Source organism: Streptomyces sp. NPDC101118, from assembly GCF_044759445.1.
Taxonomy (GTDB): domain Bacteria; phylum Actinomycetota; class Actinomycetes; order Streptomycetales; family Streptomycetaceae; genus Streptomyces.
On the sequence record NZ_JBIVZG010000016.1, the window covers coordinates 1 to 21,198 of the forward strand.

General features: G+C 73.0%; 18 protein-coding genes and 1 rRNA gene. 10 read left to right on the forward strand and 9 right to left on the reverse strand.

The window, feature by feature from the left end; translation table 11 throughout:
* Nucleotides 1-87 (forward strand): 5S ribosomal RNA (gene rrf / locus ACIQUQ_RS23985); the annotation flags it as partial.
* A 128-nt stretch (nucleotides 88-215) separates the two neighbouring features.
* On the opposite strand, the gene ACIQUQ_RS23990 is transcribed toward rrf, so the two are convergent.
* From ACIQUQ_RS23990 to ACIQUQ_RS24010, 5 genes are read right to left on the reverse strand one after another with little or no spacing between them, the layout of a single operon-like run.
* A complete protein-coding gene (locus ACIQUQ_RS23990; RefSeq protein WP_403979254.1) occupies nucleotides 216-1,526 on the reverse strand; it encodes a DUF58 domain-containing protein in 1,311 nt (436 codons plus the stop codon).
* A complete protein-coding gene (locus ACIQUQ_RS23995; RefSeq protein WP_403979256.1) occupies nucleotides 1,526-2,509 on the reverse strand; it encodes an AAA family ATPase in 984 nt (327 codons plus the stop codon). The genes ACIQUQ_RS23990 and ACIQUQ_RS23995 overlap by 1 nt, the downstream gene beginning before the upstream one ends.
* Nucleotides 2,506-3,717, reverse strand: coding sequence for a DUF4350 domain-containing protein (locus ACIQUQ_RS24000; protein WP_403979258.1), 1,212 nt, complete (start codon nucleotides 3,715-3,717; stop codon nucleotides 2,506-2,508). The genes ACIQUQ_RS23995 and ACIQUQ_RS24000 overlap by 4 nt, the downstream gene beginning before the upstream one ends.
* Nucleotides 3,714-4,409 (reverse strand): DUF4129 domain-containing protein, encoded by a 696-nt coding sequence (locus ACIQUQ_RS24005; protein WP_403979261.1) that lies wholly within the window; start codon nucleotides 4,407-4,409, stop codon nucleotides 3,714-3,716. Before ACIQUQ_RS24005 ends, ACIQUQ_RS24000 begins: the two co-directional genes overlap by 4 nt.
* A 4-nt stretch (nucleotides 4,410-4,413) precedes the next feature.
* The gene (locus ACIQUQ_RS24010; protein ID WP_403979263.1) at nucleotides 4,414-5,703 is read right to left on the reverse strand and encodes a hypothetical protein; all 1,290 of its coding nucleotides are present in this window, start codon (nucleotides 5,701-5,703) and stop codon (nucleotides 4,414-4,416) included.
* A gap of 268 nt (nucleotides 5,704-5,971) precedes the next feature.
* On the opposite strand from ACIQUQ_RS24010, the gene mtrA reads away from it, so the two are divergent.
* From mtrA to ACIQUQ_RS24040, 6 genes are all read left to right on the forward strand, one after another.
* A complete protein-coding gene (gene mtrA / locus ACIQUQ_RS24015) occupies nucleotides 5,972-6,661 on the forward strand; it encodes a two-component system response regulator MtrA (RefSeq protein WP_399944632.1) in 690 nt (229 codons plus the stop codon).
* A 1-nt stretch (nucleotide 6,662) separates the two neighbouring features.
* On the forward strand, nucleotides 6,663-8,618 hold the full coding sequence (mtrB, locus tag ACIQUQ_RS24020) for an MtrAB system histidine kinase MtrB (protein ID WP_403979266.1): 1,956 nt from the start codon (nucleotides 6,663-6,665) through the stop codon (nucleotides 8,616-8,618).
* The gene (locus ACIQUQ_RS24025; RefSeq protein ID WP_403979269.1) at nucleotides 8,608-10,530 is read left to right on the forward strand and encodes an LpqB family beta-propeller domain-containing protein; all 1,923 of its coding nucleotides are present in this window, start codon (nucleotides 8,608-8,610) and stop codon (nucleotides 10,528-10,530) included. The genes mtrB and ACIQUQ_RS24025 overlap by 11 nt, the downstream gene beginning before the upstream one ends.
* A 273-nt stretch (nucleotides 10,531-10,803) precedes the next feature.
* Nucleotides 10,804-11,553, forward strand: coding sequence for a ComF family protein (locus ACIQUQ_RS24030; RefSeq protein ID WP_403979272.1), 750 nt, complete (start codon nucleotides 10,804-10,806; stop codon nucleotides 11,551-11,553).
* 328 nt (nucleotides 11,554-11,881) lie between these two features.
* Nucleotides 11,882-12,571, forward strand: a complete 690-nt coding sequence (hpf, locus tag ACIQUQ_RS24035; protein ID WP_403979625.1) for a ribosome hibernation-promoting factor, HPF/YfiA family — start codon at nucleotides 11,882-11,884, stop codon at nucleotides 12,569-12,571.
* Between the two features lie 205 nt (nucleotides 12,572-12,776).
* Nucleotides 12,777-13,511: a response regulator gene (locus tag ACIQUQ_RS24040; protein WP_399944646.1), complete on the forward strand. Its 735-nt coding sequence runs from the start codon at nucleotides 12,777-12,779 to the stop codon at nucleotides 13,509-13,511.
* Nucleotides 13,512-13,571: 60 nt separating this feature from the next.
* Here the strand turns inward: ACIQUQ_RS24040 and ACIQUQ_RS24045 are convergent, their stop codons facing one another.
* From ACIQUQ_RS24045 to ACIQUQ_RS24055, 3 genes are read right to left on the reverse strand one after another with little or no spacing between them, the layout of a single operon-like run.
* The gene (locus ACIQUQ_RS24045; protein WP_403979627.1) at nucleotides 13,572-14,732 is read right to left on the reverse strand and encodes a winged helix-turn-helix domain-containing protein; all 1,161 of its coding nucleotides are present in this window, start codon (nucleotides 14,730-14,732) and stop codon (nucleotides 13,572-13,574) included.
* Between the two features lie 53 nt (nucleotides 14,733-14,785).
* Nucleotides 14,786-15,367: a GNAT family N-acetyltransferase gene (locus ACIQUQ_RS24050; protein ID WP_403979275.1), complete on the reverse strand. Its 582-nt coding sequence runs from the start codon at nucleotides 15,365-15,367 to the stop codon at nucleotides 14,786-14,788.
* Between the two features lie 6 nt (nucleotides 15,368-15,373).
* Nucleotides 15,374-15,955, reverse strand: a complete 582-nt coding sequence (locus ACIQUQ_RS24055) for a GNAT family N-acetyltransferase (protein WP_403979278.1) — start codon at nucleotides 15,953-15,955, stop codon at nucleotides 15,374-15,376.
* A gap of 228 nt (nucleotides 15,956-16,183) precedes the next feature.
* On the opposite strand from ACIQUQ_RS24055, the gene secA reads away from it, so the two are divergent.
* A complete protein-coding gene (gene secA, locus ACIQUQ_RS24060) occupies nucleotides 16,184-18,973 on the forward strand; it encodes a preprotein translocase subunit SecA (protein WP_403979281.1) in 2,790 nt (929 codons plus the stop codon).
* A gap of 71 nt (nucleotides 18,974-19,044) precedes the next feature.
* Here secA and ACIQUQ_RS24065 read toward each other — a convergent pair whose 3' ends face one another.
* Nucleotides 19,045-19,458, reverse strand: coding sequence for an Rv3235 family protein (locus tag ACIQUQ_RS24065; protein WP_403979284.1), 414 nt, complete (start codon nucleotides 19,456-19,458; stop codon nucleotides 19,045-19,047).
* 274 nt (nucleotides 19,459-19,732) lie between these two features.
* Between ACIQUQ_RS24065 and ACIQUQ_RS24070 the strand changes: the two genes are divergently transcribed.
* Nucleotides 19,733-20,233: a DUF6912 family protein gene (locus tag ACIQUQ_RS24070; RefSeq protein WP_403979286.1), complete on the forward strand. Its 501-nt coding sequence runs from the start codon at nucleotides 19,733-19,735 to the stop codon at nucleotides 20,231-20,233.
* Nucleotides 20,234-20,267: 34 nt separating this feature from the next.
* Nucleotides 20,268-20,942, forward strand: coding sequence for an HAD family hydrolase (locus ACIQUQ_RS24075; protein ID WP_403979289.1), 675 nt, complete (start codon nucleotides 20,268-20,270; stop codon nucleotides 20,940-20,942).
* Nucleotides 20,943-21,198 lie beyond the last annotated feature (256 nt).

Consider the following 21,198-nt stretch of genomic DNA (forward strand, 5'->3'; position numbering starts at 1 on the left):
GGTTACATTTCGAACCCGGAAGCTAAGCCTTTCAGCGCCGATGGTACTGCAGGGGGGACCCTGTGGGAGAGTAGGACGCCGCCGAACAATCATTGCGGGAAAGCCCCGCACCTGATTCGAAAGAATCAAGGTGCGGGGCTTTTCTGCGTTTCCGTTTCAGGGTGTGTTGCAAGAAAAAAGGGGGGCCCGCCGTTCGGCGGGCCCCCTTCTGCGTTCTACAGGCGGCCGGCTGCCTTCAGGGCCAGGTACGCGTCCGCCAGGGCCGGGGCCAGGGTGTCCGGGGCCGCGTCGACGACCGTGACGCCGTGGCGGGACAGTTGGTCGGCGGTGCGGTGGCGCTGGGAGCGGGACTGGGTGGCCGCCGCGGACTCGTACACCGCGTCCACCGTGCCGCGTGCCTTGGCCATGCGGTCCACCTCGGGGTCGGCCACCGAGGCGACGAGCACCGTGTGGCGCTGGCTCAGCTGCGGCAGTACCGGGAGCAGGCCCTCCTCGATGGGGGCTGCGTCCAGGCTGGTCAGCAGGACCACCAGGGAGCGGCGCGGGGCGCCGGCCAGGATCGTGGAGACCATCGACCGGGCGTCGGTCTCCACCAGTTCGGGCTCCAGGGTGGCCATCGCGTTCACCAGGGCGGGCAGGACGTCGCCCGCCGACCGGCCCTGGACCTGGACGCGCGTGCGCCGGTCGTACGCGAGCAGGTCCACGCGGTCGCCCGCGCGGGAGGCCAGGGCGGCCAGGAGCAGGGCCGCGTCCATCGCCGCGTCCAGCCGGGGGGCGTCGCCCACCCGGCCGGCGGACGTGCGGCCGGTGTCGAGGCAGATCAGGATGTGCCGGTCGCGCTCGGGGCGCCAGGTGCGGACGGCCACCTTGTTCTGGCGGGCGGTGGCCCGCCAGTCGATGGAACGGGTGTCGTCGCCCGGCACGTAGTCCCGCAGGCTGTCGAACTCGGTGCCCTCGCCGCGGGTCAGGACGCTGGTGCGGCCGTCCAGTTCGCGCAGCCGGGCCAGCCGGGAGGGCAGGTGCTTGCGGCTGGTGAAGGGCGGCAGGACGCGGACCGTCCAGGGGACGACGTGGCTGCCCTGCCGGGCCAGCAGGCCCAGCGGCCCGTACGAGCGGATCGTGACCCGGGCCGCCTGGCGGTCGCCGCGCCGGGTGGGGCGCAGCCGGGTGATGACCCGGCGGCGTTCGCCCGGCGGGACGCGGAGCGTGTGGCGGGAGGCGTCGGTCTCCGTGCCGGGGAGCCAGCTGCTCGGTGGCCACGCGTCGCGGAGCCGGGCGCGCAGCGGTCGGGTGCCCGGGTTGGTGACCGTCAGGTGGACCTCCGCGGCCTCGCCGAGGCGGACGTTGGTGTCGCCGGAGCGGGCCAGGCGGAGGGTGCGTACGGGGGCCGCGAGGGCGTAGTCGCAGGCGCAGGCCAGGGCCAGCGGGCCGTTGACGGCCAGCAGGCCCGTCCAGCTGGGTTCCAGCAGGCCGACGGGAATCGAGCCGAGGGCCGCGATGAGCGCGGCGCGTCCGGTGAGGGCCATCAGCGCGGTACGGGGACGTGGGCCAGGATCGCGTTGATGACCGAGTCCGCGGTGACGCCTTCCATCTCGGCCTCGGGGCGCAGCTGGACGCGGTGGCGCAGCGTGGGCAGGGCGAGGGCCTTCACGTCGTCCGGGGTGACGTAGTCGCGGCCGGTGAGCCAGGCCCAGGCGCGCGAGGTGGCCAGCAGGGCGGTGGCACCCCGGGGGGAGACGCCCAGGGTCAGGGAGGGCGACTCGCGGGTGGCGCGGCAGATGTCGACGACGTACCCGGTGATCTCGGGGGAGACGGCGGTCTTCGCGACGGCGTCGCGGGCGGCCTCCAGGTCGGCGGCGGTGGCGACGGGGCGTACGCCGGCGGCGGCGAGGTCGCGGGGGTTGAAGCCCTGCGCGTGGCGGGTGAGGACGTCGATCTCGTCCTGGCGGGACGGGAGGGGGACGGTGAGCTTGAGGAGGAAGCGGTCCAACTGGGCTTCCGGGAGGGGGTAGGTGCCCTCGTACTCGACGGGGTTCTGCGTGGCGGCGACCAGGAAGGGGTCGGGCAGCGGGCGCGGGGTGCCGTCGACGGTGACCTGCCGCTCCTCCATGGCCTCCAGGAGGGAGGACTGGGTCTTGGGCGGGGTGCGGTTGATCTCGTCCGCGAGGAGGAGGTTGGTGAAGACCGGGCCCGGCTGGAAGGAGAACTCGGCGGTGCGCGCGTCGTACACGAGGGAGCCGGTGACGTCGCTGGGCATGAGGTCGGGGGTGAACTGGACGCGCTTGGTGTCGAGTTCGAGGGAGGCGGCGAGGGCGCGCACCAGGAGGGTCTTGGCGACGCCGGGGACGCCTTCGAGGAGCACGTGGCCGCGGCAGAGGAGGGCGACGACGAGACCGGTGACGGCGGGGTCCTGGCCGACCACGGCCTTGCCGATCTCGGTGCGGAGGGCCTCCAGCGCGGAGCGCGCGCGGTCCGCGGTGGCTGCGTGGTCTGCGGGCTGGGCCGTCATGAGGAGCGGACCTCCCTTTCGAGGGCGTCGAGGTGGTCGGTGAGCGCGACGAGGGCCGCGTCGTCGGTGGGTGCGGGCCCGAACAGCAGGCCCGTCAGGTCGCGTCCGTCGCCGGGAAGTTGGGCGGAGACGGCGGGGGTCAGGGTGGCGGGGTCGTGGGCGCCGGCCGGTGGTACCCCGAGGAGTGCGGCGAGGCGTTCGCGGGTGGCGGCGCGCAGCACCTGGGCGGCGCGGTCGCGGGCGTTGGCCTTGCGGTAGAGGCGGGCGCGGCCCTCGGTGGCCTCGGAGGCGCGGATGACGACCGGCAGGTTCTCGTGGACCAGGGGGCCGAGGCGCCGGGCGCGCCAGGCGGCTGCGAGGAGGGCGGCGACGAGGAGTTGGAGCAGCGCCCAGGACCAGCCGTCGGGGATCAGGTCGGAGAAGCTCTGCTCGGTGCCCTCGCCGGTGGCCGCCGGGTCGGCGAGCGTGGGCAGGTACCACGTCACCTCGGGCCGGGTGCCGAGGAGTTGGAGGGCCAGGGAGGCGTTTCCCTCGTCGGCGAGGTTCTCGTTGAGGAGGGGCGCGGGGGAGCCGAGGAGCACGGTGTCGGCGCCGTCCTGGCCCGGCAGGACGAGGAGGGTGGCGGGGCCGCCGTCCGGGTAGCAGGAGGTCGCTCCCTGACGGGTCGTCGTGTACGCGAGGCCCTCGCCGGTGGTGGCGCGGCCCGCGCTGACCGCCGGGGCGTACGCGCACCGCGGGTCCAGTGCCTCGTCGCCGCCGGTGGCCGAGGCGGTGACGCCCGGGACGAGGCCGGCCAGGGCGGTGGGCCCGGGGGAGAGCAGGACGGTGCGGCCGCCGGAGAGGTCCATGGCCGTCTTGAGGGTCTCGCGCTGGCCGTCGGTGAGGAGGCCGGGCGAGGTGACGACGAGGGTGGTGCCGGGGGCGGCCGCGGTGACGGCTTCGGCGGTGGTGGTGACCACGTGGGTGCGGATGCCGTGGCCGGTGAGGAGTTCGGCTACGGCGCGGGTGCCCTGGGGGTCGGCGGAGCGGGGGTCGAGGCGGCCGTGTGCCTCGCCGGAGTTGAGTGCGGCGAGCACGACGCCGGCCAGGAGGAGGGCCGTGAGGGCCAGGAGGGGGCCGCGGGCGCGGGCCCACAGCTGTGCCGGGCCGGGGGCGGTGGAGGTGCGGCCGGGGGTGGCCGCGGGGGCGGGGGCGGTGGTGCCGGTCATCCGGCGGCTCCCGGGGTGGTGGCGTCGAGGAGGGGGCGGGTCCGCTCCAGGACGAGGTCGAGGTCCCGCAGGCGTACGTAGGCCTCCTGGTCGGCGGTGCGGCCGCCGTAGGTGACGTCGTCGAAGGCGCGGGCCGCGGCGCGGAGGGCGTCGGCGTGGGCGGGGAGGGTGCGGGCGGCCTCGGCGGCCGCCTCGTCGGCGGTGCGGCCGGGGCGCGGGTCGAGGAGGGTGCGTTCCTCCAGGGAGCGGACCAGGGCGCGCATCCGCTCCTGGACGGCCTCGGTCCAGCGGCCCGCCGCGGCGTGTGCCTCGGCGGCGGTGCGGTGTTCCGCGGCGCTGCGGGGGCGGTCGTCGAAGAGGGCGGCTGCGGAGGTGGCGGCGCGGCGGGGGGTGCCGAGCCGCCACCACAGGGCGGCGAGGAGGGCCAGTACCAGCAGGACGACCACGACGAGGCCGAGCGTGCCGCCGGGGGTGACTCCGGAGGCGGCGTCCAGGACCTCGCCCACCCAGTCCCAGAAGGCGTTCCAGGCGCGCTGGAGCAGGCCCGGGTCGTTCTCGTGGTACATCGGCTTGGACAGTTCGCGTTCGGCCGCCTCGCGGGCGGGTACGCGGGGTGTCGTCACCGGTGGTTCGTCCGCGCGGCGGGCCAGTGCGGCCGCCGCGCGGGTGGTCGTGCCCCCCGTGGCCGTCACCGCATCAGCCTCCCGCGGCGGCGGTGCCGGGCGGGGTGCCGCCGGGCCCCTGGAGGCCGGCGGCGCGGGCCAGCTCCAGGTCCAGGGCCTCGCGCCGGATGCGCTGGTCGATGTACAGCAGGACGGTGACGCCCGCGCTGATCGGCATGGTGACGGTCAGGGCGATCACGGAGCCGATCGCGGTGATGACCAGGAAGCCCCAGCTGTAGGTGGCGGTGCCCTCGATGATGCCCTGGAAGCCGTCGCCGCCGAAGATCATGCCGGCGATCGTGAAGGGGAAGACGATGATGCCCGCCACGATGCTGGTGATGATGCCGGTCAGGAGCGTGATCAGGAAGATCCGCCACCAGGCTCCGCGGACCAGGCGGGCCGAGCGGGCGAGCGACTTCAGTACGGGCTGCTTCTCCAGCATCAGGGCCGGCGAGGCCAGGCTGAAGCGGATGTAGAGCCAGAGGGCCACGGGGAAGGCGATGAGCATGCCGCCCAGGCCGAGTCCCCAGCTGCCGGTGAGGATGCCGGGCAGCAGGCCGACGGCGAAGACCGCCACGACCATCAGCAGGAGCAGCAGCGTGAGCCCCGTGAGCTTCAGCAGCCGGGGCCGGGCCTCCTGCCAGGCTTCGGCGACGGTGGAGGTGCGGCCGAGCACGGCCCGGCTGAAGACCATCGTCAGGGTCGCGGTGGCGAGGATCGTGCCGATCAGGGTGATGACCTGGGCGACGGCGCTGGCGGCGATGCTGCCGCCGATGGCGTCGAGCTGCTGGCGCAGCGCGGCCTCGGGGTCGCCGGCGGCGGCCGTGTTGAGGTCGTCGAGCGCGAAGCCCTGGACCAGGGTGATCGCGAGCTGGGTGACCACGGCCACCGCGAGGGTGATCGAGAGGACCGTGCGCCAGTGGGCGCGCATGGTGGAGACCGCGCCGTCGAGGATCTCGCCGACACCGAGGGGGCGCAGCGGGATCACGCCGGGCTTGGGCGCGTACGGCTTGGCGCCCCAGGCCGTGTGGGCGCCGCCGCGGGAGGACGGGTCCCAGCCGCTGCCGGGGGCTCCCCAGCCCTGCGCGGGCCCGCCGGGCCCCGGGGCCGGGCCGCCGGGGTTGACGCCGGTCCACTGGCCCGCGGGGGGCTGCTCGGCCGACCACCGCTGGTCGGCGGGGGGCGTGCCGCCGGTGCCGCCGTCGGGCGCGGGGGCCGGGTCGGGGGCGGGTGCCGCTCCGTCCGGCGTCGCCGCCGCCCCGTCGGGGCGTTCGCCGTCCGACGGGGTGGATCCGGGCGAGGCCCAGCCCGGAGAGTCGTTCATCGTCACTCCTTCACGTGCCCGTACGGGGGCGGGGCGCTGGTCGGCTGCCATCGTGCCATGTGGTTGGGCCGATCGGGCGGGCCCCCGGGGTTGTTTCCCGATCTAGGTCAGGGCCGGGGGTCCCGCGGTCCGGGGGGCTCCCGAGCCTTCTGCCGGCACCGGGGGACGGGGCAGACTGAGGGGCCGGATCACGACGGGTGACCGGGGCGAAACCGCTGGTCGCACCGCTGTGTGCCAGCTCACCGCCGGGTAACGATTGGCTAATGGGATGATGTCAGTCATGAAGGGACGCGTCCTTGTCGTCGACGACGACACCGCGCTGGCCGAGATGCTCGGCATTGTGCTGCGTGGAGAAGGTTTCGAGCCGTCGTTCGTCGCGGACGGCGACAAGGCCCTGGCTGCCTTCCGAGAGGCCAAGCCGGACCTGGTGCTGCTGGATCTCATGCTGCCCGGACGGGACGGCATAGAGGTCTGCCGGCTGATCCGGGCCGAGTCGGGTGTGCCGATCGTGATGCTCACGGCCAAGAGCGACACCGTCGACGTGGTCGTCGGCCTGGAGTCCGGTGCCGACGACTACATCGTCAAGCCGTTCAAGCCCAAGGAGCTGGTGGCCCGCATCCGGGCCCGCCTGCGCCGCTCCGAGGAGCCCGCCCCCGAGCAGCTCACCATCGGTGACCTGGTCATCGACGTGGCCGGGCACTCGGTGAAGCGGGACGGGCAGTCGATCGCGCTGACCCCGCTGGAGTTCGACCTGCTGGTGGCGCTCGCGCGCAAGCCGTGGCAGGTGTTCACCCGCGAGGTGCTGCTGGAACAGGTGTGGGGCTACCGCCACGCCGCCGACACCCGGCTCGTCAACGTGCACGTGCAGCGGCTGCGCTCCAAGGTCGAGAAGGACCCGGAGCGTCCCGAGATCGTGGTGACCGTCCGCGGCGTCGGCTACAAGGCGGGGCCGAGCTGAGATGCCGTCCCGCACGGCCTCCCGGGGCGGCCGGCGGTTCCTGATCGGAGCGTCCGGCCGGCCCCTGCTCCGCCTCTTCGTGCGCTGGGTGCGCCGACCGCTGCTGCCGGCGATCCGGCTGTGGCGGCGCAACCTCCAGCTGCGCGTCGTCGCGGGCACGCTGCTGATGTCGCTGGGCGTGGTCCTGATGCTCGGCTTCGTCGTCATCGGGCAGGTCAGCAACGGCCTGCTCGTGGCCAAGGAGGAGGCGGCCCAGAGCCAGGCCTCCGGCGGTTTCGCGGTCGCGCAGGAGAAGGCCAACGCGCCCGCGGTGACCGGCGCCCAGGACAACGCTGCGGGTGACAACCGGGCCGGCCGCAACGCCAGCGCCTGGATGTCCGACCTCGTCGAGCAGCTCGCCAGCAGCGGCCAGAAGGCGTACTCCGTCGTCGCGCTCGGCGCCGGCGAGGCCGAGGACGCGGCCGGCGACCTCGGCTCCGGCGTCCGCGGCCCGCGCGCCTCCGGCGGCGTCGACCCGACCGCGAGCGTGCCGGCGGCGCTGCGCACGGCCGTCGACAGCGGGGCCGGGCCGTACCAGACCTTCTCCAGCATCGAGTACACGACCAGCGGCAAGGCCCCCGAGCCCGCGCTGGTGATCGGCAAGCGCCTGACGGACATCAACGGCGACCCGTACCACCTGTACTACCTCTTCCCGCTCACGCAGGAGGAGGAGTCGCTGAACCTGATCAAGGCCACCATCGCGACCGCCGGCCTGTTCGTCGTCGCGCTGCTGTGCGCCATCGCCTGGCTGCTGGTGCGGCAGGTCGTCACACCCGTGCGGATGGCCGCAGGGATCGCCGAGCGGCTCTCGGCCGGGCGCCTCCAGGAGCGGATGAAGGTCACCGGCGAGGACGACATCGCCCGCCTGGGCGAGGCCTTCAACAAGATGGCCCAGAACCTCCAGCTCAAGATCCAGCAGCTGGAGGACCTCTCGCGCATGCAGCGGCGGTTCGTCTCCGACGTCTCGCACGAGCTGCGCACCCCGCTGACGACCGTGCGGATGGCCGCGGACGTCATCCACGACGCCCGGGTGGACTTCGACCCGGTGACCGCGCGCTCCGCGGAGCTGCTCGCCAGCCAGCTGGACCGCTTCGAGACGCTGCTCGCCGACCTGCTGGAGATCAGCCGGTTCGACGCGGGCGCCGCGGCGCTGGAGGCCGAGCCGATAGACCTGCGCGACGTCGTACGCCGGGTCATCGACGGCGCCGAGCCGCTGGCCGAGCGCAAGGGCAGCCGGATCCGGGTGCTCGGCGACTCCCAGCCGGTGGTCGCGGAGGCGGACGCGCGCCGCGTGGAGCGCGTACTGCGCAACCTCGTGGTCAACGCCGTGGAGCACGGCGAGGGCAAGGACGTGGTGGTCCGGCTGGCCTCGGCCGGCGGGGCCGTGGCCGTGGCCGTACGCGACTACGGCGTGGGCCTGAAGCCCGGCGAGGCCACCCGCGTGTTCAACCGCTTCTGGCGGGCCGACCCCGCGCGGGCCAGGACCACCGGCGGCACGGGCCTCGGCCTGTCGATCGCCGTCGAGGACGCACGGCTGCACGGCGGCTGGCTGCAGGCCTGGGGCGAGCCCGGTGGCGGCTCGCAGTTCCGGCTGACGCTGCCCCGTACGGCGGACGAGCCGCTGCGCGGTTCGCCGATCCCGCTGGAGCCGGAGGACTCGCGGGCCGCCCGCGCCCGCGCGGCGGCCAAGCTGGAGGAGCGGTCCGGCGACCTGCCCCCCCAGGGCGCGGCCGAGCGGGACCGCGACCCGATACCGCCGCGCAGCCTCGTCGCCACCGCCGTGCCCGCCGACCCCACCGCGCTGCCCGGCAACGGCGCGCGGGTGGTGGCCAGGCCCGGCGGCGACCAGGCGGCCCCGCAAGGACAGACAGCCCGGCCGACGGGCACGGACCGGGAGGACGGCGAAGGTGGACGCTGAGGCCCCGCAGGCCACCGAGACCACGAGCCGGAACGGCCGGGACGACCGGAACGGCCGCGGCACCGGCGGTGTCCGGGGCCGTCGCTGGCGGGCGGCGGGAGCCCTGGGCGGCGGCGCGCTGCTGCTGGCCGGATGCGCCTCGATGCCCGACAGCGGAGAGGTCAAGCAGGTCGAGGCCTCGCAGGGCGTCGACTCGCAGGTGCGGGTCTTCGGCGTGCCGCCGAAGGACAAGGCCACCCCGTTCGAGATCGTCGACGGCTTCCTGGAGGCCATGACCAGCGACGACCCGAAGCTGGCCATCGCGCGCGAGTACCTGACCAAGAAGGCCGCGGCGAAGTGGAACCCGGGCAAGGGGATCACGGTCCTGTCGTCCGAGCTCAACCGCCAGCGCCTCGGTGCCGGCAACGACCAGGACGAGGAGGGGCAGCGCTTCGAGCTGTCCGGCAACCGCCTGGCCCGCGTCGACGAGCGCAGCGCCTACCAGCCGGAGGCCGGGAACGCCTCGTACAAGGAGTTCCTCCAGCTGGTGAAGGAGGACAACCAGTGGCGGATCGACGGGCTGCCCGACGGCCTGGTGCTCGGTGAGTCCGACTTCCAGCGGATCTTCCGGTCCGTCAACAAGTACTACTTCGCCTCGGGGATGCTCGTCGCCGACCCGGTCTTCGTGCGCCAGCGCCCCGACCCGGAATCGCGCATGGACGCCATCACCCAGACCGTGCAGTCCCTGCTCGCAGGCCCCTCGAAGTGGCTGGGCCCGGTGGTCGGTTCGAGCTTCCCGACCGGTACGGCCCTGCGCGACGGCACGCGCACGCTCTCGTACGACGGGGACAACGCGCTGCGGGTGCCGCTCAACGGCAAGGCGGACAACGTCGCCGACAGCCAGTGCCGGCGGATGGCCACCCAGCTGCTGTTCACGGTGAAGGACCTGACCGCCTCGCGGGTGACCAGCGTCGAACTGCTGCGCTCCGACGGCAAGTCGGCCCTGTGCCAGGTCGGCGAGCCCGAGGCCACGGTCACCGCGAACCGCTTCTCCAACGTCTCGCCGCAGCACCAGTACTACGTGGACCCCGAGAACCGGCTGCGCAGGATCCAGCTGATGTCCGACAGCGAGGCCAGGCCGGACCAGGGTGAGCCCGTGGCCGGGCCGCTGGCCACCGCGCAGCTCAAGATCGGCTCGGCGGCCGTCGCGCACGACGAGAAGCGCGCCGCGGTGATCAGCGAGAACGGCCGCGAGATGTACGTCGTCTCGCTGACCACCGGCGGCCCGCTCGGCCAGCCCGTGCTGACCAGCAAGGCGCCCGCCAACGCGGGTACCGGGCACCGGCTCTCCGCCCCCAGCTGGGACGGCCGGGGCGACCTCTGGGTGGCCGACCGCAACCCCGCCGATCCGGCGGTGTGGGTGCTGAACGGCGGCGGGGGCACCCCGCAGCGGGTGGACGTGGCCGGGCTGAACGGCGGGCGGATCGAGTCCCTGCGGGTCTCCTCGGACGGCGTGCGCATCGCGCTGCTCATCGAGAAGGACGGCCGGCACACCCTGCACGTGGGGCGGATCGAGCGCCCCGACGCCCGGGGCGGCAGCGAGGAGACCAGGGTGCTGGTGCGCGAGCTGCGCCCGGCGGCTCCCCAGATGGCGGACGTCACCGCCATGTCCTGGGCCTCGCGCGGGCGGCTGCTGGTCGTCGGCCGGGAGGCCGGGGGCGTGGTGCAGGCCCGTTACATGCAGGCCGACGGGTCCGTCGTGGTCTCCGGCAGCCTGCCCGGTGCCACGGGGCTGAGCGCGATCGCCGCCTCGGAGGACGAGAAGGCGCCCGTGGTCGCGTACTCGGGGACGGACGGCATCGTCTGGCTGCCGCCCGGCGCCCAGTGGCGGACCGTGGTGGACGGCGGTTCGGCCCCGGTCTATCCCGGCTGACCCACGCCTTCCGACCCCACGCCCACGCCTTCCGACTCAACGCCAACGCCTTACGACCCAACGCCTTACGACCCGGGCGTCCCGCGGGCCGGCCGCACCCCGTCACGGCCGGTCCCGGCCACTCCTTCGGGTGAGATCCGGCCGACTTCCCCGGTGTCTGACGGGTGAGGTCCGGCCGGCTTCCGCCGTGCCCGCCGGCCGCGCGGACACGGGCTGTCGGGGTGGTTTTCCACAGGGGTGGCCGGGCCGGTGCGCCGGGGGCACAGTGGAGCCATGCGGGCGTGGTGGCGGGAGCTCTCCGGGCTGGTCCTGCCGGTGGACTGCGGCGGTTGCGGCGCCGCGCGCACTCCCCTCTGCGAGGTGTGCCGCCGGGCGCTGGGCGGGGCCCGGGCGCGCCGGGTGCGGCCGAGTCCCGAGCCGTGCGGGCTGCCGCCGGTGTACGCGGCCGCGCCGTACCGCGACGCGGTGCGCGCCGTGCTGCTCGCGCACAAGGAACGCGGGGCGCTGGGGCTCGCGGAGGTGCTGGGCGGCGCCCTGGCCGGGGCGGTACGGGCCGCCGCGCCCGGTGCCGGGAGAGGGCCGCTCGTACTGGTGCCCGTGCCCTCCGCGCGGCGGGCGGTGCGGGCGCGCGGGCACGACCCGGCCCGGGGGATCGCCCTGGCGGCCGCGCGGGAGCTGCGGCGCGGGGGCCGGCCGGCGCGGGTGGCGGCGGTGCTGGGGCAGCGGCGGGCGGTGGCGGACCAGGCGGGTCTGGGGGCGCGCGAGCGGCGCGCGAACCTGTCCGGGGCCCTGGAGGTCCGGCGGGGTGGTGTGCGGCTGCTGGCGGGTGGGCAGGTCGTCCTCGTGGACGACCTGGTGACCACCGGAGCGTCGCTGGCGGAAGCGGCGCGGGCGGTGCGCGCGGTGCTGCCCGGAGAGGCGTTCCCGGAAGGCGGATCACTTCCCCGAACGGTCGAATCCGATCGGGTGCGAGCGGCCGTGGTCGGAGGACCTTCAGCCTCTTTCGAAAAGAATTGGAACTGACAAGATTGGCGCATCGTTGCAGGTGGTAGGAGGGAAAACACACCTGATCGGAGGTACGTTCCGGTAGCGGGTGCCGACAACCGTCCGAGCGAGATATGTTCGGTTGTAAGCGGTAATGGCGAGCACTTCGGCCCCACCAGCGGATCGCGTACTTCGGAGTTCAGGCGGGTTTCCCTCGCCTCCCGAAGTCGGTGGGGTGGAGATCTTGCCGATGGGGGAGGAGGAGGTGAAAGTCGCCAAGTCCGAGGCTCCGGTGTTCACCGGAGTCTGGTGCAAAAGGGAGACGCTTCGCCCGATGAGGCGGAGCGATCCGGGAACGGAGTTCTGCGTGGACATCGTCGTCAAGGGCCGCAAGACCGAAGTGCCCGAGCGGTTCCGCAAGCACGTGGCCGAGAAGCTCAAGCTGGAGAAGATCCAGAAGCTCGACGGCAAGGTGATCAGCCTCGACGTCGAGGTGTCCAAGGAGCACAACCCGCGCCAGGCCGACCGTTCCGACCGCGTGGAGATCACGCTTCACTCACGTGGCCCGGTGATCCGGGCAGAGGCCGCGGCCGCGGACCCGTACGCGGCGCTGGACCTCGCGCACGAGAAGCTCGAGGCGCGCCTGCGCAAGCAGCACGACAAGCGCTTCAGCCGCAGGGGGACCGGCCGCCTGTCCGCCGCGGAAGTGGCCGACGCGGTGCCCGGCGCGGCGGTGCTGAACGGAAACGGCCACCTGGTCACCGAAGAGAGCGACGCGATCCCGACGACGCGGATCGGCTCGCTCGAAGTACAGGGCGAGGGACCGCTCGTGGTCCGCGAGAAGACCCACGCGGCCGCGCCCATGAGCCTGGACCAGGCGCTCTACGAAATGGAACTCGTCGGTCACGACTTCTACTTGTTCGTCGACTCGGACACCAAGCAGCCGAGCGTGGTCTACCGACGCCACGCGTACGACTACGGCGTCATCCACCTGGACGCCGACAGCCACTCGACCTCGGAAGAGGGCGGCGGAGCGGGCGGGGCGCTCGGCGGCTGACGGCCCCGGTCCCGCGCGCAGGAAAACGTCAGCGAGATGCCCCTGGGAGGCGCTCCACGCGCCCCCGGGGGCATCCATTTGCGGCCAGCGGCCGACCATCGTGTCGGCCGGGCATGGAATCATGGCGGGCAGCCAACGGGCGGCCTCAGCGCCCGGTCAGGCGCGGCACATGTACTTCGGGCCACGGCCTTCAGGGGGAGGAACGATGGCGGACAGCTTCGGACCGGTTCACGAGGACGAGGCGGACTGCTCCGGGACGCCCGGGGCGGGCCACGGCGGGGAACCGATCCGGGTCCTGGTCGTCGACGACCACGCGCTGTTCCGCCGCGGGCTGGAGATCGTGCTGGCCCAGGAGGAGGACATCCAGGTCGTGGGCGAGGCCGGGGACGGCGCCGAGGCCGTGGACAAGGCCGCGGACCTGCTCCCCGACATCATCCTGATGGACGTGCGGATGCCCCGGCGCGGCGGCATCGAGGCCTGCACCTCCATCAAGGAGGTGGCCCCCAGCGCGAAGATCATCATGCTGACGATCAGCGACGAGGAGGCCGACCTCTACGACGCGATCAAGGCCGGGGCGACCGGCTACCTCCTCAAGGAGATCTCCACCGACGAGGTGGCGACCGCGATCCGGGCCGTCGCCGACGGCCAGTCGCAGATCAGCCCCTCGATGGCGTCGAAGCTCCTGACCGAGTTCAAGTCGATGATCCAGCGCACCGACGAGCGGCGGCTGGTGCCCGCCCCCCGGCTGACCGACCGTGAGCTTGAGGTCCTCAAGCTGGTGGCGACCGGGATGAACAACCGGGACATCGCCAAGGAGTTGTTCATCTCCGAGAACACCGTGAAGAACCACGTGCGGAACATCCTGGAGAAGCTCCAGCTGCACTCCCGCATGGAGGCCGTGGTCTACGCGATGCGGGAGAAGATCCTCGAGATCCGCTGACCCGCGGTGCGGCCGGGCCGCGGGCCCGCCCGGCCCCCGGCCCCTTCCGCCGCACGGGTCCTACGCGCCCAGCGCAGCCAGCTCCGCGGTCACCGCGGCGGCCTGCTCCGGGGTGCCGCCCCGCTCCACCCGTACCGCGTCGCAGCCCACCCACTCGGCCGCCTCCCGCAGCGCGGCCGCGACCGCGGGAGCCGACTTCGCGGTCTCCAGGGACAGCTGACGGGCCACCAGGGTCGTCCCCTCGCGGGCCGGGTCCACCCGGCCGACGAGCCGGCCGCCCGCCAGCACGGGCATCGCGAAGTAGCCGTGCACGCGCTTCGGCTTGGGCACGTACGCCTCCAGCTTGTGCGCGAAGCCGAAGATCCGCTCCGTGCGCGGCCGGTCCCACACGAGGGAGTCGAAGGGCGACAGCAGCGTCGTGCGGTGGCGGCCGCGCGGCTCGGTGGCCAGCGCCTCCGGATCGGCCCAGGCCGGCTTGCCCCAGCCCTCGACCTCCACCGGCACCAGGCCAGAGTCCGCGATCACCGCATCCACCTGCTCCCCCTTGAGGCGGTGGTAATCAGCCAGATCCGCGCGCGTCCCCACCCCGAGCGAACGGCCCGCCAGGGCCACCAGCCGGCGCAGGCATTCCGCGTCGTCCAGCTCGTCGTGGAACAGCTCGTCCGGCACCGCGCGCTCCGCCAGGTCGTACACCCGCTTCCAGCCGCGCCGCTCGGTCACGACCACGTCCCCGGCGTCCAGCAGCCACTCCACGGCGATCTTGGTCTCGGACCAGTCCCACCAGGGTCCGCCGTTCTTCGCGCCGCCCAGCTGGGTCGAGGTCAGCGGGCCCTCCGCGCGCAGCCGGTCGAGGACCAGGCGGCACGAGGCCTCCTTGTCCTCCATCCGGTGCCAGCGGTAGCCGTGGGCCCGCTTGACCCGCCGCCGGAACGCGAAGTGCGGCCACTCCTCGATGGGCAGGATGCAGGCGGCGTGGGACCAGTACTCGAAGGCGTGGCTGTCGGTCCAGTACGCCCGCTCGACCGCCTCCCGCCCCACCGCGCCCAGCCGCGCGTACGGGATGAGCTCGTGCGAGCGCGCCAGCACCGAGATGGTGTCCAGCTGTACGGCGCCCAGGTGGCGGAGTATGCCGCGGACCCCCGCGCGCCGGTCGGGGGCCCCGATGAACCCCTGGGCGCGCAGGGCGATGCGGCGTGCTTCGTCGGCGGAGAGCGAGACCATGGTCATGGCCGCACCTTAGGCGGCACCACTGACAACGGGTCCCCGCGCGGTGCTCAGGCCCCGGCGGCCGTCTCCGACTCGTGCGGCAGCGCGCTCGGCAGGCCCAGGTCGGAGGGGAGCAGCGCCGCGGACCAGCAGTCGCGCAGCACGCCGTCGTGCTCCATGCCCGAGCGCTGGACGCCCTCCATCACGAAGCCGACCTTCTCGGCGATCGCGCGCGAGGCGTCGTTGCCGACGCCGGCGCGCCAGACCAGCCGGACCACTCCGGCCTCGGAGAAGGCCCAGTGGGCCGCGGCGCGCACGGCCTCGGTCGTGTAGCCCTTGCCGCGGTGGCCGGGAGCGGCCCAGTAGCCGATCTCGTGGATGTGGTCGTCCAGCCGGTGCACGCAGAGCGCGGCGACGAGCGGGCCGCCGTCGGCCTCGCGGGCCACGAAGTTGTACTGCGAGCCGTCCTTCCACCCGGCCGGCACGGTCTCCTCGACGAAGCGGGCGGCGGCCTCGATCGGGTACGGGTCCGGGATCGTCATCCAGCGCCGGACCTCGGGGTCGTGGCAGGCCGCGTGCATCTCGGCCGTGTCCTCGGTGGTGTGCGGGCGCAGGACGAGGCGTGCGGTGGTCAGGGTGACCATGTCCATCTGCTGTTACTTCGCTTCCGTGGGGTGGGGCAGGTAGGGCTCGGCGGAGGGCAGGCCCAGGTCGGAGGGGAGCAGGCCGCCGATCCAGGCGTCGCGGACGGTGCCGCGCTGGGGGAGGGCGGCGCGCAGCAGCCCCTCGTAACGGAAGCCCGCCTTCTCGGCGACGGCGCGCGAAGGCGTGTTGCCGGCCTCGGCCCGCCACTCCAGGCGGGTGGCGCCCAGGTCCGTGAAGAGCCATCGGGCGATCCGGTCGACGGCCTCGGCCGTGTAGCCGCGGCCGCGGTGCTCCTTGGCGGTCCAGTAGCCGATCTCGTACTTGCCGGGGCCGTGGACGTGGAGGCCCGCGGAGGCCACCAGCAGGCCCGAGTCCGCCAGGCAGACGGCGAAGGTGTACTCGGTGTCCTCGCGCCAGCCGCGCGGGGCGAGCTCGCCCGTCCATCCCTCGGCGTGGTGGCGCTCGTAGGGGGAGGGGACGGCGGTCCAGCGCTGGATGTCGGGGTCCTGGCAGTAGGCGTGCACCTGGTCGGCGTCGCCGGGTGACCAGGGGCGCAGCAGCAGGCGGCCGGTGGTCAGTGTCATGGGCTCCATGAAGGGATTCTCGTCACCCGCAGGTGGCGGGAGCGAACAGTTTTCGGGGAGACCGGCACCTTCCAGGTCCCCCGTACGTTCTCATTCCGGGCGCGCGCCGCCCTGCGGCGACGGCGGACCTCCCGGCGCGACCACGTCCTCGCTTACGATGGCCGTTGCGGTGGGGCCCACCTGCCGTGCCCGTGTACGAACCAGTGCCAGGCCCGACCGGCAAGGAGACCAGCCTCAGTGTCCGTCTTCAACAAGCTCATGCGTGCAGGCGAAGGCAAGATCCTGCGCAAACTGCACCGCATCGCGGACCAGGTCAACTCCATCGAAGAGGACTTCGTCAACCTCTCCGACGCCGAGTTGAAGGCGCTGACGGAGGAGTACAAGGAGCGGTACGCCAACGGCGAGAGCCTTGACGACCTGCTCCCGGAGGCCTTCGCCACCGTCCGCGAGGCCGCCAAGCGCGTCCTCGGCCAGCGCCACTACGACGTGCAGATCATGGGCGGCGCCGCCCTGCACCTCGGGTACGTGGCCGAGATGAAGACCGGTGAGGGCAAGACCCTCGTCGGCACGCTGCCCGCGTACCTCAACGCGCTGTCCGGCGACGGCGTCCACCTGATCACGGTGAACGACTACCTCGCCGAGCGCGACTCCGAGATGATGGGCCGCGTCCACAAGTTCCTGGGCCTGAACGTCGGCTGCATCCTGGCGAACATGTCGCCGGCGCAGCGCCGCGAGCAGTACGCCTGCGACATCACGTACGGCACCAACAACGAGTTCGGTTTCGACTACCTGCGCGACAACATGGCGTGGTCGAAGGACGAGCTGGTGCAGCGCGGCCACAACTTCGCCGTGGTCGACGAGGTCGACTCGATCCTGGTCGACGAGGCCCGTACGCCGCTGATCATCTCCGGCCCGGCCGACCAGGCCACCAAGTGGTACGGCGACTTCGCGAAGCTGGTCACCCGCCTGACCAAGGGCGAGGCCGGCAACCCGCTGAAGGGCATCGAGGAGACCGGCGACTACGAGGTCGACGAGAAGAAGCGCACCGTCGGCATCCACGAGGCCGGTGTCGCCAAGGTCGAGGACTGGCTCGGCATCGACAACCTCTACGAGTCGGTGAACACCCCGCTCGTCGGTTACCTGAACAACGCCATCAAGGCGAAGGAACTGTTCAAGAAGGACAAGGACTACGTCGTCATCGACGGCGAGGTCATGATCGTCGACGAGCACACCGGCCGTATCCTCGCCGGCCGCCGCTACAACGAGGGCATGCACCAGGCGATCGAGGCGAAGGAAGGGGTGGACATCAAGGACGAGAACCAGACCCTCGCCACGATCACCCTGCAGAACTTCTTCCGCCTCTATACCAAGCTCTCCGGCATGACCGGTACGGCCATGACCGAGGCCGCCGAGTTCCACCAGATCTACAAGCTGGGCGTCGTGCCGATCCCGACGAACCGGCCGATGCAGCGCACCGACCAGCCGGACCTGATCTACCGCACCGAGGTCGCGAAGTTCGCCGCGGTCGTCGACGACATCGCGGAGAAGCACGAGAAGGGCCAGCCGATCCTGGTCGGCACCACCTCGGTCGAGAAGTCCGAGTACCTCTCGCAGCAGCTCGCGAAGCGCGGCATCCCGCACGAGGTCCTCAACGCCAAGCACCACGAGCGCGAGGCCGTGATCGTCGCCCAGGCCGGCCGCCGCGGCGCCGTCACGGTCGCCACGAACATGGCCGGCCGCGGTACGGACATCAAGCTCGGCGGCAACCCCGACGACCTCGCCGAGGCGGAGCTGCGCCAGCGCGGCCTCGACCCCGAGGAGCACATCGAGGAGTGGGCGCACGCCCTGCCCTCCGCGCTCCAGAAGGCGGAGGAGGCCGTCAAGGCCGAGTTCGAGGAGGTCAAGTCCCTCGGCGGCCTGTACGTCCTGGGCACCGAGCGGCACGAGTCGCGCCGTATCGACAACCAGCTGCGCGGTCGTTCCGGCCGTCAGGGCGACCCGGGCGAGTCCCGCTTCTACCTGTCGCTGGGCGACGACCTGATGCGCCTGTTCAAGGCCCAGATGGTCGAGCGGGTCATGGCCATGGCCAACGTCCCGGACGACGTGCCGATCGAGAACAAGATGGTGACGCGCGCGATCGCGTCGGCCCAGTCGCAGGTCGAGACCCAGAACTTCGAGACGCGCAAGAACGTCCTGAAGTACGACGAGGTCCTCAACAGCCAGCGCGAGGTCATCTACGGCGAGCGCCGCCGCGTCCTGGAGGGCGAGGACCTGCACGAGCAGGTGCGCTTCTTCATGGACGACACCATCGACGCGTACATCGCGGCCGAGACGGTCGAGGGCTTCGCCGAGGAGTGGGACCTGGACCGGCTGTGGGGCGCCTTCAAGCAGCTCTACCCGATCAAGGTCACGGTGGACGAGCTGGAGGACGCCGCGGGCGACCGCGCCGGCATCACGTCCGAGTTCATCGCCGAGTCCGTCAAGGACGACATCCACGAGCAGTACGAGGCGCGCGAGAAGCAGCTCGGCTCCGACATCATGCGCGAGCTGGAGCGCCGCGTGGTGCTGTCGGTGCTCGACCGCAAGTGGCGCGAGCACCTCTACGAGATGGACTACCTCCAGGAGGGCATCGGCCTCCGTGCCATGGCGCAGAAGGACCCGCTGGTCGAGTACCAGCGCGAGGGCTTCGACATGTTCAACGCCATGATGGAGGGCATCAAGGAGGAGTCCGTCGGCTACCTGTTCAACCTGGAGGTCCAGGTCGAGCAGCAGGTCGAGGAGGTCCCGGTGGCGCCTTCGCTGGAGAAGGAGGACGCCATCCCGGCGGCCCGTCCCGAGATCCGTGCCAAGGGCCTGGACGCCCCGCAGCGCCCGGACCGGCTGCACTTCTCCGCCCCCACGGTGGACGGCGAGGGCGGTGTCGTCGAGGGCGACTTCTCGGACACCCTTCCGGAGGGCGACGGCCTGACGCGGGCCGAGCGCCGCAAGGCGCAGAAGGCCGCGGGCGGCCGGCGCCGCAAGAAGTAGCACCGCCGCGCGGTGCGTACGGCCGGGGCCGGTCACCCTTCGGGGGTGGCCGGCCCCGGCCGCGTTCCGCCTCATCCGCGGGGGCCGATCTCCACCGCCGCGCAGCGCCAGCGGAGGTCCCGGCCGCGTTCCAGGCGGAAGGCCATGGCCGAGAGGCGGTCGCCGGCGGCGATGCGGGCGAAGGCCTCGATGACGTCCGGGGCGGGCATGCCGATGTCGCAGTACCGGACGACCGGGCGGACGCGGGCCGCGGGGCGCAGGGGTGCGCCGGGGGCCAGGACGACCAGCTGCTCGTACGCGTCGCCGATGGTGTGGCCCAGCATCCGGTGCACCGGGCACTGGCCGCTGAGCACGGCCAGCAGGCGTTCCGCGAACCACTGGTGCGGCCGGGGCGCCCGGCCCGGGCCCGCCGTGCCGCCGGGGCGCGCCGCGTCGTGGCGCCCGCGGGGCCTGGTGCGGTCGGTGCTGCGCCTGTCCCTCTGCATGCCGGTCGTCCCCATCCGCCGGGCCCGGGCTATACCGGGCGGTAACTTCGTCGGGGTTCTTCTACGGGCCGGCCGGGGGCCCGGCAATCGTCCACGCGGCTCCGGGCCCGCCGCCGGCCCGTTCACCTATCCGTGTGAGGGTTCCCGCGTACGCCCTGGTCAGAGGCGCCGGGAGAGGTGTGCGGGTGGACGGGTGCGAGACCGGGGTCCGCACCCCGAAGGGGGACCGGCGCACGTATCCTGAGCACGTCCCGACTACGGAAAGCGGCCGCCCATGCGCGTGTACGTCCCCCTGACCCTCCCCGGCCTCGCCGAGGCGCACAAGGCGGGCGAGCTGGGCCCGGCCCCGCTGCTCGCGTACGCCGTGACCCCCTCGCTGCGCGAGTGGTACGTCTCGGACGACATCGAGGAGCTGGAGTACGCCGCCCTCAGCCGGGCCGCGGCCGCCTCCCTGCGCCTGATCGCGACCAGCCCCGGCACCGCCCGCCGCCGCGTCGTCGTGGCCGTGGACGTGGACGACCGGGCCGCCTCGGCCGTCCCCGGCATCGACACCGCCACCCTGGGCGAGGTGAAGATCGACGGGACGGTCCGGCTGAAGCTGGCCGCGGCCGTGCACGTGGACGCCGACGACGCCGTCGCGGACATCACCGCCGCCGCCGACGCCCTGGGCGCCGCCGACCAGGGCGACGACGACGCCCAGTTCACCGTGGACGGCGCCGAGGACCACGAACTGCTCTGGTACGGCGTGCAGGAGATCCCCAACCTGATCTCCTGACCAGGCGGTTTCGGCCAGCGGGTACGGTCTTTCCATGGGGAAGAACGCCGGGAACACCGCACCGCACATCGTCTGGGACTGGAACGGCACGCTGCTGCACGACATCCACGCCGTCATCGACGCGACGAACGCCTCGTTCGCCGAGCTCGGCCTGGAGCAGATCACGCTGGAGCGCTACCGCGACCTGTACTGCGTGCCGGTGCCCAAGTTCTACGAGCGCCTCATGGGCCGCATGCCCACCGAGGCCGAGTGGCTCGTCATGGACGACGTCTTCCACCGCCACTACTGGGCCTTCGCCGAGGACGTGGACCTCGCCGACGGCGCCCGCGAGCTGCTGGCCGGCTGGCAGGACGCCGGACTGACCCAGTCCCTGCTCTCCCTCGCCCCGCACGACCGGCTCATACCGCTGGTCCACACCCACGGCATCGCCCACCACTTCCTGCGCGTGGACGGCCGTACGGGCCCCTCGCACACCGGCAAGGCCGGGCACCTGGTCCGCCACCTGGAGGCCCTGGACGGGGTCACCGCGGCCCGCACGGTCGTCATCGGGGACGCCGTGGACGACGCGGCCGCCGCCGCCCACGTGGGCGCCCTGGCGGTGCTCTACACCGGCGGCTCCCACAGTCGCATCAGTCTGGAGACGGCCGGCGTGCCCGTCGTCGACACCCTCCGGGAAGCGGTCGAGACCGCGCGGGAACTGGCTCGATAGCCACTGGAGCCCGCGTCGCTGTCCAGAGTGTCAAAGTTCCCCCCCAGGTTTTGTACACATACAGCTCATGACGGCCCGGGGGGATGGCGAGATAGCCTTGGACCCGTGATCAGCGCGATATCCCTCGGGGGCAGTGACGCCCCCGGACTGCGCCCGGAGCACCACAGTGCCCGGGCAGTCGCTGATTCCCGCTTCCGGAGCCCGCTGCCGATCTTGGCCGAAACCGCTCCGGTCGCCTCTCCTTACGGCATAGCGT

Bases quoted from the DNA above. Each gene is read 5' to 3' on its own strand.
- ACIQUQ_RS24010 (WP_403979263.1), bottom strand. From the start codon at position 5,703: ATGAACGACTCTCCGGGCTGGGCCTCGCCCGGATCCACCCCGTCGGAC.
- ACIQUQ_RS24055 (WP_403979278.1), bottom strand. From the start codon at position 15,955: ATGGAGCCCATGACACTGACCACCGGCCGCCTGCTGCTGCGCCCCTGG.
- ACIQUQ_RS24045 (WP_403979627.1), bottom strand. From the start codon at position 14,732: ATGGTCTCGCTCTCCGCCGACGAAGCACGCCGCATCGCCCTGCGCGCC.
- ACIQUQ_RS23990 (WP_403979254.1), bottom strand. From the start codon at position 1,526: ATGGCCCTCACCGGACGCGCCGCGCTCATCGCGGCCCTCGGCTCGATT.
- ACIQUQ_RS24000 (WP_403979258.1), bottom strand. From the start codon at position 3,717: ATGACCGGCACCACCGCCCCCGCCCCCGCGGCCACCCCCGGCCGCACC.
- ACIQUQ_RS24070 (WP_403979286.1), top strand. From the start codon at position 19,733: ATGCGCGTGTACGTCCCCCTGACCCTCCCCGGCCTCGCCGAGGCGCAC.
- ACIQUQ_RS24030 (WP_403979272.1), top strand. From the start codon at position 10,804: ATGCGGGCGTGGTGGCGGGAGCTCTCCGGGCTGGTCCTGCCGGTGGAC.
- ACIQUQ_RS24040 (WP_399944646.1), top strand. From the start codon at position 12,777: ATGGCGGACAGCTTCGGACCGGTTCACGAGGACGAGGCGGACTGCTCC.
- ACIQUQ_RS24050 (WP_403979275.1), bottom strand. From the start codon at position 15,367: ATGGACATGGTCACCCTGACCACCGCACGCCTCGTCCTGCGCCCGCAC.
- mtrA (WP_399944632.1), top strand. From the start codon at position 5,972: ATGATGTCAGTCATGAAGGGACGCGTCCTTGTCGTCGACGACGACACC.
- mtrB (WP_403979266.1), top strand. From the start codon at position 6,663: ATGCCGTCCCGCACGGCCTCCCGGGGCGGCCGGCGGTTCCTGATCGGA.
- ACIQUQ_RS24065 (WP_403979284.1), bottom strand. From the start codon at position 19,458: ATGCAGAGGGACAGGCGCAGCACCGACCGCACCAGGCCCCGCGGGCGC.
- ACIQUQ_RS23995 (WP_403979256.1), bottom strand. From the start codon at position 2,509: ATGACGGCCCAGCCCGCAGACCACGCAGCCACCGCGGACCGCGCGCGC.
- ACIQUQ_RS24075 (WP_403979289.1), top strand. From the start codon at position 20,268: ATGGGGAAGAACGCCGGGAACACCGCACCGCACATCGTCTGGGACTGG.